This is a genomic window from Streptomyces sp. NPDC031479, assembly GCF_055581065.1.
The window spans coordinates 38,458-50,577 of the sequence record NZ_JBVIKC010000021.1 but is presented as its reverse complement, the minus strand read 5'-3'; the positions used below and the strand labels follow the sequence as shown (position 1 = coordinate 50,577).

The 12,120-nt window shown below is 69.7% G+C and carries 9 protein-coding genes and 1 riboswitch; of the genes, 8 read left to right on the top strand and 1 reads right to left on the bottom strand.

Going from position 1 to position 12,120, the window contains the following annotated elements; genetic code table 11:
* Positions 1 to 194: 194 nt before the first annotated feature.
* Positions 195 to 353: riboswitch (cyclic di-AMP (ydaO/yuaA leader) on the top strand.
* A 12-nt stretch (positions 354 to 365) separates the two neighbouring features.
* Both ACZ5D2_RS23140 and ACZ5D2_RS23135 read left to right on the top strand, forming a co-directional pair.
* Positions 366 to 1,166, top strand: coding sequence for a M23 family metallopeptidase (locus tag ACZ5D2_RS23140; protein WP_371676315.1), 801 nt, complete (start codon positions 366 to 368; stop codon positions 1,164 to 1,166).
* 197 nt (positions 1,167 to 1,363) lie between these two features.
* Positions 1,364 to 2,029 carry a GntR family transcriptional regulator gene (locus ACZ5D2_RS23135; protein WP_468931592.1) on the top strand — a complete coding sequence of 222 codons (666 nt, stop codon included), beginning with the start codon at positions 1,364 to 1,366 and terminating at the stop codon, positions 2,027 to 2,029.
* Positions 2,030 to 2,328: 299 nt separating this feature from the next.
* Here ACZ5D2_RS23135 and ACZ5D2_RS23130 read toward each other — a convergent pair whose 3' ends face one another.
* Positions 2,329 to 2,610, bottom strand: coding sequence for an HPr family phosphocarrier protein (locus tag ACZ5D2_RS23130; protein ID WP_266842887.1), 282 nt, complete (start codon positions 2,608 to 2,610; stop codon positions 2,329 to 2,331).
* A 210-nt stretch (positions 2,611 to 2,820) separates the two neighbouring features.
* Between ACZ5D2_RS23130 and ACZ5D2_RS23125 the strand changes: the two genes are divergently transcribed.
* From ACZ5D2_RS23125 to ACZ5D2_RS23100, 6 genes are all read left to right on the top strand, one after another.
* The gene (locus ACZ5D2_RS23125) at positions 2,821 to 5,673 is read left to right on the top strand and encodes a bifunctional acetate--CoA ligase family protein/GNAT family N-acetyltransferase (RefSeq protein ID WP_468931589.1); all 2,853 of its coding nucleotides are present in this window, start codon (positions 2,821 to 2,823) and stop codon (positions 5,671 to 5,673) included.
* A 47-nt stretch (positions 5,674 to 5,720) separates the two neighbouring features.
* Complete coding sequence (locus ACZ5D2_RS23120) at positions 5,721 to 6,320, top strand: DUF5998 family protein (RefSeq protein ID WP_030235262.1); 600 nt, start codon at positions 5,721 to 5,723, stop codon at positions 6,318 to 6,320.
* Positions 6,320 to 7,525, top strand: coding sequence for an alkaline phosphatase family protein (locus ACZ5D2_RS23115; protein ID WP_468931586.1), 1,206 nt, complete (start codon positions 6,320 to 6,322; stop codon positions 7,523 to 7,525). The genes ACZ5D2_RS23120 and ACZ5D2_RS23115 overlap by 1 nt, the downstream gene beginning before the upstream one ends.
* A gap of 199 nt (positions 7,526 to 7,724) precedes the next feature.
* Positions 7,725 to 8,375 (top strand): thymidine kinase, encoded by a 651-nt coding sequence (locus ACZ5D2_RS23110; protein WP_468931583.1) that lies wholly within the window; start codon positions 7,725 to 7,727, stop codon positions 8,373 to 8,375.
* A 351-nt stretch (positions 8,376 to 8,726) separates the two neighbouring features.
* Entirely contained in the window at positions 8,727 to 10,775 is a 2,049-nt protein-coding gene (locus ACZ5D2_RS23105; protein ID WP_468931580.1) for a type I restriction-modification system subunit M, read from the top strand.
* Entirely contained in the window at positions 10,772 to 12,079 is a 1,308-nt protein-coding gene (locus tag ACZ5D2_RS23100) for a restriction endonuclease subunit S (RefSeq protein WP_468931577.1), read from the top strand. The genes ACZ5D2_RS23105 and ACZ5D2_RS23100 overlap by 4 nt, the downstream gene beginning before the upstream one ends.
* Positions 12,080 to 12,120: the final 41 nt, after the last annotated feature.

Genomic DNA, 12,120 nt, shown 5'->3' with positions numbered 1-12,120 from the left:
CTCCGGCACCGGGGTGTGACAGGGGTCCCGGCGGTGTCACCGCCGGGACCCCTTTTTGTCCGCTTTCAGCCATGGTTGCGGTTATGCGGTGTGGCGTACGCAACAAAAGCGCTCGTCTGTTTGGCGATCGACTGATGATCCGCCTAGCGTCGCCCTTGCTGTCCGTCAGTTGTGCGCGCCGCACTCGCGGCACCGGACAGCGATCGCCGAGTCCCCGTCAGGCGCGAGCCTGGGGAGCCGGGGACCCACATGTGTCCCTGGGGTGAATCGGGCCACCTCGCAAGAGGGGCCCGTAGGAGACCTTCCTGCTCCGAACCCGTCAGCTAACCCGGTAGGCGAGAGGGAAGGAAAGGACCAGCCCCTTCATGGCGTTTGGCAGTCGTACCGCCGCTCCCGGCAAGCACCGTGGTTCCAGCCGTCTGAGCCGCAAGACCGCCGGCTACGCCGGCATAGCCGCCCTCGCCACCACGGGTGTGGTCGCCGCCGTCGCAGCCCCGGCCTTCGCCGCGGACAACAGCGCGCCTTCCGTCGAGGACACCGGCCAGAACGCGGTCGTCGTCGCCGACGGCCTCCAGGACGACATCGAGGTCCAGGCCGAGTCCCAGCAGGTCGCCGCCGAGGCCGTCGCCGCCCAGGCGCAGGCCGAGGCCGAGGCCAAGCAGCGCGCCTCCGAGGCCAAGCGGGCCGCCGAGGCCAAGGAGAAGTCCGAGCGCGAGGCCGCCGAGCGCGCCGCCCGCGAGGAGGCCCGCAAGCGCCTCAACACCTTCGTGGCTCCCGTCGACGGCTCCTACGTCAGCACCCAGTACGGCGCGGGTGGCGGCATGTGGTCCTCCGGCAGCCACACGGGCATCGACTTCCACGCGGACGAGGGCACCTCGGTCCACGCCGTGGGCGCGGGCACCATCGTCGAGGCGGGCTGGGGCGGCGCGTACGGCAACAACATCGTCATCAAGCACAACGACGGTACGTACACCCAGTACGGGCACCTGCTCTCGCTGAACGTCTCCGTCGGCGAGAGCGTCACCGCGGGCCAGCAGATCGGCCTGTCGGGCTCCACGGGCAACTCCAGCGGCCCGCACCTGCACTTCGAGGCCCGCACCGGCGCCACGTACGGCACGGACATCAACCCGCTGGCGTACCTGCGCCAGCACGGCGTCGGCATCTGACCCGCACGCACCGCGCACCTGCGCAGTACGAAGAAGGCCCCGGCTCTCCGAGCCGGGGCCTTCTTCGCGTCCCCCGCCGCAGTGAAATGTTTCGGATATCGGGCCGTCATCGGAAATTATCGTGTGCTGCAATAGAGTCGCAGCACGGCCAAGAATCCGGCGACGGCGCCGGCGGTGAATCCAGCGGAGGTCCGGCCTTGCGTATTCCTGCGCACGCGGTATGCACAGCGATCCGCGACGACATCGTCTCCGGTTTCTTCGGGCCGGGGGGCCGGCTGACCGAGGAAGTGCTCGCCCGCCGCTACGGCGTCTCCCGGGTCCCCGTCCGCGAGGCGCTGCGCACCCTGGAGTCCGAGGGCTTCGTCACCACCCGGCGCCACGCCGGCGCCTGCGTGGCCGAGCCGACCGCCCAGGAGGCCGCCGATCTCCTGGAGCTGCGGATGCTGCTGGAGCCGCTGGCCGCCTCACGGGCCGCCCGCCGGCGCACCGAGGCCCACCTGAAGGTCCTGCGCGGGCTGGTCAGGCTGGGCCGGGAGCGGGCCCGCAAGGCGCAGGGGGAGGACCTGCGGGCCCTGGGGGGCTGGTTCCACGAAACCCTGGCCCAGGCCTCCGAGAGCCCCGGGCTGATCGCCCTGCTGACCCAGACCCGGCACAAGATCGCCTGGATGTACGTGGTGGAGCCCCCGGCGCGGCCCGTGGACTCCTGGGCGGAGCACGGGGCGATCGTCGACGCGGTGGCGCGCGGGGACGCGGAGCGGGCCGCGGCCCTCACGGCGCTGCACGCGGAACGGGCGGCCGCGGCGCACCGGCCGCGGGTGAGGACTTCGCAACCTGCCGTACACACGGCGAGCGGCCGGCATTAACAAACGCCCCGTATACAAAAGGGTATGCCGGGCGGGCGAATTCGGTGCGCCCGCTCTTCCCGCCGTGCGCAATTCCGCCGGCCGTCGCGCTGTCCGGAAATTCCTCCGCCGCGCCCTGTCGAATTCCTGTGGCCGAATTCCTGCCGGCCGAATTCCTGCGGCCGGAATTCCGGCGATCGGACGCGTGTGATCGGATGCGTGCGGCCGGCCCGGCCTGGGACGGGACGGGACGGGAAACAGTGAAGCCGCAGTCCCCGGGGTGGGGGGACTGCGGCTTCACGGGCACCGGACCCGAAGGGTCAGACGGTCTCCGGGAGCTCCTCGAGGCCCTCGGCGACCAGCTTCGCGAGGCGGTCCAGGGCCGCCTCCGCGCCGTCGGCCTCGGAAGCGAGCACGATCTCCTCGCCGCCCTGGGCGCCCAGGCCCAGGACCGCCAGCATGGAAGCGGCGTTGACGGGGTCGCCGCCCGCCTTCGCGATGGTCACCGGGACGCCGGAAGCGGTCGTCGCGCGGACGAAGATCGAGGCGGGACGAGCGTGCAGGCCCTCGGCCCAGCCGACGTTGACGCGGCGCTCTGCCATGGTGATGCCCTTCAGGTTCTTACGGTTGTCTAGACCAGTCTCTCACGACGCCCGGACTGCTCGGACCGACTTTCGGCCCGGATCCACCGCCGTTCGACCCTCCCCAGCTTGCACTGGTTCGTCCTGGTGCGTCGGATTCGCCGCGCGCATGCGGTCCCACCCGTCGGGCACGCCCGTCCACCGGGGCGCATCGCCCCTTAGGGTGGCCCCATGACCACCGCGTCGGACCCCTCGTACCCGGCCCACTGGGAAGCGGACGTCGTGCTGCGCGACGGCGGCACCGCCCGGATCCGCCCCATCACCACCGAGGACGCGGGCCGGCTGGTCAGCTTCTACGAGCAGGTCTCGGACGAGTCGAAGTACTACCGGTTCTTCGCCCCCCACCCCCGCCTCTCCGACCGCGACGTGCACCGCTTCACGCACCACGACTACGTCGACCGCGTCGGCCTCGCCGCGACCATCGGCGGGGAGTTCATCGCCACCGTCCGCTACGACCGCATCGGCCCCGACGGCCGTCCCGCCTCCGCGCCCGCCGACGAGGCCGAGGTGGCCTTCCTCGTGCAGGACGCCCACCAGGGCCGCGGGGTGGCCTCCGCCCTGCTGGAGCACATCGGCGCCGTGGCCCGCGAACGCGGCATCCGCCGGTTCGCCGCCGAGGTGCTGCCCGCCAACACCAAGATGATCAAGGTCTTCACGGACGTCGGCTACCAGCAGAAGCGCAGCTTCGAGGACGGTTCCGTCCACCTCACCCTCGACCTCGAACCCACCGCCGAGTCCCTCGCCGTCCAGCGGGCCCGCGAGCAGCGGGCCGAGGCCCGTTCCGTCCAGCGCCTGCTGGCCCCCGGCTCCGTCGCGGTGGTCGGCGTCAGCCGCTCCGGATCCGGCGTGGGCTCCGCCGCCCTGCGCAACCTGCGCGACGGCGGCTTCCACGGACACCTCTACGCCGTCAACGAGGCCCGCGCCCCCGGCATGGAGGGGGACCTGCTGGACGGCGTGCGGGCCTACCGCACCGTCTCCGACATCAACGCCCCCGTCGACCTCGCCGTGATCGCCGTCCCCGCGGAGCGGGTCCCCGACGCGGTGGCCGCCTGCGGGGAGCACGGCGTACAGGGACTGGTGGTGCTGTCGGCCGGGTACGGGGAGAGCGGTCCGGACGGGCTGGCCCGCCAGCGAGAACTGGTGCGCCAGGTCCGCTCCTACGGGATGCGCCTGATCGGACCCAACGCCTTCGGGGTGATCAACACCGCCCCCGCCGTGGAACTCAACGCCTCCCTGGCCCCGGCCCCCGCCACCGCCCGCGGACGGATCGGCCTGTTCACCCAGTCCGGAGCCATCGGGATCGCCCTGCTGTCCGGCCTGCTGCGGCGCGGCGAGGGCCTGTCGTCCTTCGTCTCCGCCGGGAACCGGGCGGACGTCTCCGGCAACGACATCCTCCAGTACTGGTACGACGACGAGGCCACCGATGTGGCCCTCATGTACCTGGAGACCCTGGGGAACCCGCGCAAGTTCACCCGCCTCGCCCGCCGCACGGCCGCCGTCAAGCCGGTGGTCGTCGCCCGCGGAGGCCGGCACACCCCCGCCGGACACCTCGTCCCCGGCACCCGGCTCCCCGACACCACCGTCTCCGACCTGCTCCGGCAGGCCGGCGTCATCCGCGTCGACACCGTCACCGAGCTCGTGGACGTCGGCCTGCTGCTGGCCGGACAGCCTCTTCCGGCGGGCCCCCGCGTGGCGATCCTCGGCAACTCCGAGTCCCTCGGCGTGCTCACGTACGACGCCTGCCTGACCGAGGGGCTGCGCCCGCTGGCCCCGCTCGACCTGACCACCGCCGCCTCCCCGGCCGACTTCCGCGCCGCCCTGTCCGCCGCCCTGGCCTCGGACGACTGCGACACCGTCGTCGTCAACGCCATCCCGTGGGTGAGCGAGCGCGCGCTCGCCGACGACCTCGCGGAGGCGCTGCGGCAGGCCGCGGCCGAGGTGCCCGGCAAGCCCGTGGCGGTGGTGCACGTGGAACTGGCCGAGCTGGTCGCGGCCCTGTCCGCCGTCCGGGCCGCGACCCCCGCCCCGCCCGCTCCCGCCGAGCCGGACCCGACGACCGCCTCGGCCCCCGCCCCGCTCGCCACCCCGGCCGCCACCGCCCCGGGGCGGGCGCAGGCCGCCGCGCCCGCCCCGGAGCCCACCGCGGAAGCCGCCCGCCGGATCCCGGCCTACCCCGCCGCGGAGCGGGCCGTGAAGGCCGTCGCCGAGGCCGTCCGGTACGCCGAGTGGCGCCGGGCCAACGCCGAGGCCGGACAGGTTCCCGAGTACGAGGACATCGACGAGAGCGGCGCCGCCGCCCGCCTCGCCACCCTGCTGGCCGGCGTCCCCGGGGGAACCGTCCTGACCCTGGACGAGACCGACGCCCGCGACCTGCTCGGCCGCTACGGGATCCCCGTCAGGCCGGTCCTGCCCGCCCCGAGCCCCGACGCCGCCGTCCGCGCGGCCCGGATCCTCGGCTACCCGGTGGCCCTCAAGACCACCGCCCCGCACCTGCGCCACCGCGCGGACCTGGGAGGCGTACGTCTCGACCTGACCACCGAGACCGAGCTGCGGCGCTCCTACGAGGAGCTCACCGAGGCCCTCGGCAAGCCCGGCGAGCTGCTCCCCGTCGTCCAGGCGATGGCCCCGCGCGGAGTGGACACCGTCGTCCGCGCCGTCGTCGACCCCGCGGCCGGCACCGTCCTCTCCTTCGGGCTCGCCGGGGTCGCCTCCGAGCTCCTCGGCGACACCGCGCACGGCCTGGTACCCGCCACCGACCGCGACGTGGCCGCCCTGATCCGTTCCATCCGCACCGCTCCGCTCCTTTTCGGCTGGCGCGGCAGCGACCCCGTGGACACCCCCGCCCTGGAGGAACTGCTGCTGCGCCTGTCCCGGCTCGTCGACGACCACCCCGAGGTGACCGGGGTCGCCCTGGAGCCGGTCGTCGTCGCCGCGGAAGGCCTCTCCGTGCTCAGTGCCACCGTCCGCGTGGCCCACCCGCCCGCCCGGACCGACCTCGGCCCGCGCACCCTGCCCAGCTACTGAGCGCCGGGCAGGTAGGGGGACGCCGTACGGGCCTTAGGATGGACCTCATGGCGAAATCCGGTACGACGACCCAGGGGCTGCTCCGCGCGGCGATCGAGCGCAGCGGCTACTACCCGGCCCTCGTGGCCGAGGCGGTGGAGGCCGCCGTCGGCGGCGAGCCGATCTCGTCGTACCTGGTCCACCAGGAGACCACCTTCGACTCCAACGAGGTGCGCCGGCACGTCACCGTGCTGGTCCTGACCGGCAACCGCTTCATCGTCAGCCACACCGACGAGCAGGCCGCCGACGCCGGGTCCCCGTCCCCGTACGCGACGACCTCCACCGAGTCGGTCAAGCTGTCCAGCATCTCCTCCGTGGTCCTCAGCCGCGTCGTGGCCAACCCGGAGTCCTACACCCCGGGCCAGCTGCCGCGCGAGGTCGTGCTGACCATCGGCTGGGGCGCGGTCTCGCGCATCGACCTGGAGCCCGCCGCCTGCGGCGACCCGAACTGCGACTCCGACCACGGCTACACCGGCAACTCCACGGCCGACGACCTCAGCCTGCGGGTCAGCGAGGCGGGCGACGGCCCCGAGACGGTCCGCCAGACGCTCGTCTTCGCCCAGGCGCTCTCGGAAGCCACGGCGGCGACCGCCACCCCCGCCCGCTGATGTCGTACTCCGCGCCGCCGAACTGGCAGGACGACCCGGAAATCCTCGACCTCGCCGGCGCCCCGGTCCCGCACTACGGGACCGGCTCGCTCGCCGACCTGCTGCCGACCCTGGCGGCCGGCCAGGGCGTGCCCGGTCTCGCCGCGGGGATCACCGAGCTGGCCCCGGCCGACCGGAACTGCGTGTTCCTGGTCGACGGCATGGGCTGGGAGCAGATCAAGGCCCACCCGGAGTACGCCCCCTTCCTCACCTCCCTCCTCGCGAGCTCGCGCGGCGGCACCGGCCGTCCGATCACCGCCGGCTTCCCGGCGACCACCGCCACCTCGCTGGCCTCCGTCGGCACCGGCCTGCCCCCCGCCCGGCACGGCCTGCCCGGCTACGCCGTGCGCAACCCGGCCTCCGGCGATCTGATGAACCAGCTCCGCTGGCAGCCGTGGACGCAGCCCAAGCCCTGGCAGCCGTACCCGACGGTGTTCCAGCTCGCCGACGCGGCGGGGGTGCACACCGCCCAGGTGTCCGCCCCGAACTTCAAGAGCACCCCGCTCACCCAGATCGCCCTCAGCGGCGGCACCTTCCACGGCCGGATGACCGGCGAGGAGCGGATGGACCTCGCGGCGATCCAGCTCGCCGCCGGGGAACGCTCGCTCGTGTACACGTACTACAGCGAGCTCGACGGGGCCGGCCACCGGCACGGCGTGGACTCGGACGCCTGGCGCGGCCAGCTCATGTACGTCGACCGGCTCGTACAGCGGCTCGCGGAGCAGCTGCCGCCGCGCACCGCCCTGTACGTGACCGCCGACCACGGCATGGTGGACGTCCCCTTCGACGAGGACTCCCGGATCGACTTCGACGAGGACTGGGAGCTCGGCGCGGGCGTGGCCCTGCTCGGCGGTGAGGGCCGGGCCCGGCACGTCTACGCGGTACCGGGTGCCGAGGCCGACGTCCTGACCGTGTGGCGCGAGGTGCTCGGCGACCGCTTCTGGGTCGCGAGCCGCGAAGAGGCCCTGGACCGGGGCTGGTTCGGGGCGCCGGGGGAGTGCGACGAGCGGGTGCTCGGACGGATCGGCGACGTGATCGCCGCGGCCCAGGCCGACGTCGCGATCACCGCGTCCCGCAAGGAGCCCAACGAGTCGGCCCTCGCCGGCATGCACGGCTCCATGACAGCGGCCGAACAGCTGGTCCCGCTGCTCGAAGTCCGCACCTGAGCCGGCCCTCCCCTCCCCTCCGCTTTCCCCTCCCAGACCCGAAAGGTCCCGTACTTCCCATGCCCGAGCTGGTGTTCTTCTCCGGAACGATGGACTGCGGAAAGAGCACCAACTTGCTGGAGAATCCGCCACCTCACGCAGGGGCCGTCTACCACCGCTGCCCCACGGTCTGCCCGCCCCGAAAGGTCACCCTCCTCTGATGTCCGAATTGGTATTTTTCTCCGGCACCATGGATTGCGGGAAGAGTACTTTGGCGCTCCAGATCGGGCACAACCGGTCGGCCCGCGGGCTCCAGGGCGTGATCTTCACGCGCGACGACCGAGCGGGGGAGGGCAAGCTGTCCTCCCGGCTGGGCCTGGTCACGGAGGCGGTCGAGGCGACCGAGGGCATGGACTTGTACGGGTACCTGGTCGCCCAGCTGTCCAAGGGTGGCAGGGCGGACTACGTGATCGTGGACGAGGCGCAGTTCCTCGCACCAGAGCAGATCGACCAGCTTGCGCGCATCGTGGACGACCTCGGCATGGACGTGTTCGCCTTCGGGATCACCACGGACTTCCGCACCAAGCTCTTCCCGGGCTCGCAGCGCCTGATCGAGCTGGCGGACCGGATCGAGCAGCTGCAGGTCGAGGCCCTGTGCTGGTGCGGGGCCCGCGCCACGCACAACGCCCGTACGGTGGGCGGGGAGATGGTGGTCGAGGGCGCCCAGGTCGTGGTCGGTGACGTGAATCGCCCGGCGGAGGAGATCGGCTACGAGGTCCTCTGCCGCCGCCACCACCGCAAGCGCATGACCTCGGCCGCGGCCCACGCCGGCGCCCTCTCCCCGGACGTCCTCCCGGTCAACCATGCCTGACCGTCTCTACGGAGCAGTCGTCTCGGCGCCGACGGTGTGCCGGTTGCCGGGTGCGTCCGCTAGGTCGGCTCGGTGAAGTAGCTGGAGACTTAGGGCTTCGGCCGCAGTGGTTACGACGCCCTGGTCCTCGACATGTCGCTGTCCCGGCCCCTGGCACCCTGCGGGCGCGGTCTCCTCGGTACGGTCCTGGCAGTGTGAACCACGAGGCAGGGTCGTGGCCACGTGATCATTTCTCACGTCGGCGGTATGGGGCGGCTCCGGATTCCGTAGGCTTGACCAGCCCGTCCCGACTGTGCCGATGGGTGCGGCACGGCATCCGCGCAAGACTACGGCGACACGAAAAGGTAGCGAGTGAGCGACAAGAACCAGGAGCTGGCTGACTTCATCTGGTCAGTAGCGGACCTGCTCCGAGGCGACTACAAGCGCTCCGAGTACGGCAAGGTCATCCTGCCGATGACGGTGCTGCGTCGCATGGACTGCGTCATGTCGGACACGCGCAAGGATGTGTGGGCGCGGGCCGAGTCCTACGCAGGAGTCAACCAGGACGCCGTACTGAAGGCTGCCGCCGGCCGGAACTTCTACAACACCTCGGAGCAGACGTTCGCTACCATCGTCGCGGACTCGGACATGCAGAAGGTCGAGAAGAACCTCACGGACTACATTGACGGCTTCTCCGCCGAGGCGACCGAGATCCTCGAAAACTACGCCTTCCATCTCCAGATCGAACGGCTGGCCAGGTCTGGCCTCCTCTACCTCGTCGTCCAGAAGTTCCGTGACATCGACCTCAGCCTGAAGGCCGTGGACAACCACAACATGGGCTTCATCTTCGAGGAGCTCATCCGGAAGTTCGCGGATGCCTCGAATGAGACCGCCGGTGAGCACTTCACGCCCCGTGAGGTCATCGAGCTGATGGTGGAGCTGCTGCTAGCGCCCGACGATGACCGTCTCCACGGTGCCAAGCCTGTCATCGACATCCTCGACCCCGCCTGCGGTACGGGCGGCATGCTCTCCGCAGCCGAACACCACATCTTGGCCCTTAATCCCAGGGCCCGGGTCAACCTGTACGGACAGGAACTGAACGCCGAGTCCTATGCGATCTGCCGCTCGGACATGCTTCTCAAGGGGCAGGACGCCTCGCGCATCCACTTTGGTAACTCCTTCACCCAGGACGGGCACGAGGGCGAGAAGTTCAGCTACATGCTGGCCAACCCGCCTTTCGGTGTCGAGTGGAAGAAGGTGGAGACGCAGATCAAGGACGAGTACGAAGATCAAGGCCACGGCGGACGTTTCGGCGCCGGCCTGCCCCGGATCAATGACGGCTCGTTCCTGTTCCTCCAGCACATGATCGACAAGATGAAGCAGCCGGAGAGGGATGAGGAGGGGCAGGAGACTGGTGGCACCCGCCTTGCCGTCGTCTTCAACGGCTCGCCGCTCTTCACGGGCGGAGCGGGGTCCGGCGAGTCCGAGATCCGACGCTGGATCATCGAGAACGATTACCTGGAGGCGATCGTCGCGCTTCCGGACCAGCTTTTCTTCAACACTGGCATCTCCACGTATTTCTGGATCGTCACCAACCGGAAGCCGAAGAACCTCAAGAATCGGATCATCCTCCTCGACGCACGGGACCAGTGGTCCAAGATGCGGAAGTCGCTGAGCAACAAGCGCAAGGAGATTACCGAAGAGCAGCGGCAGGAGATCTGCCGCTGGTACGGGGAGGCGAGGCTTCTGGCACGCTCTGGGGACGGTGCGCAGCACTCCGTGCCGGGCAAGGTGAAGATCATGAATGCTGATGACTTCGGCTACAAGCGGATTACCATCGACCGGCCACTGAAGCTCCGTTTTGAGGTCACCGAAGACACCCTGGACGCCCTGCAGGTGGCGAAAGTGGTTGTAAGGGAGCTCGGAGCTGGCGGGGTCGAGAAGCTGGTAGGGGTGCTGAAGCCACTGATCGGTTCGGGCTGGGCCACGAAGGCGGAGGCATGGGGCGCCCTGCGGAAGGTTCTGGCCGAGGGTGGGGTCCCGTGGCCCACGGGCAAGCCGTTCGATAGGGCGATGCGCGACGCGGTCGGGGTCCCAGACCCGGAGGGTGAGGTCCAGTACGTGAAGAAGGGGCAGCCGGAGCATGATCCGGACCTGCGCGACTTCGTGAACGTGGCGAGGCGCGGAGACATCGACGCGTACTTCGTGCGTGAGGTGAAGCCGTACGTTGATGACGCATGGATTGCGGAGACCAAGGATCCGAAGACCAAGGAGGTCGTGCGCTACCGGGTCGGGTACGAGATCCCGTTCACGCGGCACTTCTACTTGTACCAGCCGCATCGACCTCTGACTGAGATCGATGCGGAGCTGAAGACCCTGGAAGCCCAGATCCAAGAACTGTTGGATGAGGTGGCGCGGTGACCCGTTCGGCCTTCCACGCCAGCATGCTCCAGCTCCCCGACAACTACGAGCTAGTGCGACTTGGTTACGTCGCCCGTTTGCAGAACGGGCTGACAGTCGACGCGAAGCGAGACATCACCGGCGATACCGTCACTCGCCCGTACCTGAGAGTCGCTAACGTCCAGGCAGGGAGCCTCGACCTCGACTCGGTTACGGAGATCACCGTACCCCGAAGTGTCGCCCGTCGTAGCACGCTTCGGCCAGGTGACGTGCTGATGACCGAAGGGGGAGACCTGGACAAGCTGGGTCGCGGGACGGTCTGGCGAGGCGAATTGGAAGGGTGCCTGCACCAGAACCACATCTTTGCCATTCGGCCTGATCCGCAGCGCCTTAGCGGTGAGTACCTCGCTTATTTGACCCAGTCGCTATACGGACGCTGCTACTTCGAAAGCACGGGAGCCAAGACGACCAACCTGGCTTCCACGAACAGCAGTAAGATTCAGAGTTTTCCGCTGCCGCTGCCGCGGCTGGAGGAACAGCGCCGCATCGTAGAGTTTCTCGACGTCGAGACGGCCCACATTGATGCCTTGATCGCTGCACGTGCCCGCCAGCTAGAGATGATCGCCGTTCGTTCGGCGAGCACCCTGGCTGAGGTAATGGAGCGCCTGGCAGAGAAGCATGGAACGGTGCGTCTTCGGCATGTAATCATGTCGCTGGAGCAGGGATGGTCTCCCCAGTGCGATGACCGCAATGCCGGCCCCGGGGAATGGGGAGTTATCAAGGCGGGATGTGTGAACTCGGGGTTTTTCGATCCGAGCCAACACAAGGCACTCCCCGAGGGCGTCGAGCCGCGCAAGGAGTACCGGCTGAGGAACGGCGACCTGCTGATGTCGCGGGCTAGCGGTTCGCCTGAACTGATCGGTAGCGTTGGGATCGTTGAGAACCTCGACAGGCAACTACTCCTTTGTGACAAGGTTTACAGGCTGCGAGTAGACCACACGCGTGCCCTAGTTCCCTTTGTGGCGCGTGCGCTTCGGTGTCATTCTGCTCGCGAACACATCAAGCTCGGAATCTCGGGCGCTGAAGGCATGGCCAACAACTTGCCGACGTCCGTCGTGATGGGCTGCCTTCTACCTGACGCACCGCTCACGTCACAGAGCAAGGCAGTGACCGAGCTAGTGCGACATGAACAAATGACCGTGCAATTGACGGCTTCCGTCAGGCATGCCGCTGCCCTTCTCACCGAGCGCCGCCAAGCACTTATCACCGCGGCCGTCACCGCCCAGCTCGACGTGGCCACTGCCAGACGGGCCGCCATGGTGTGAACCGATGTCAGCCCATGCCTCTACCTGACCCCCTGAGGAGC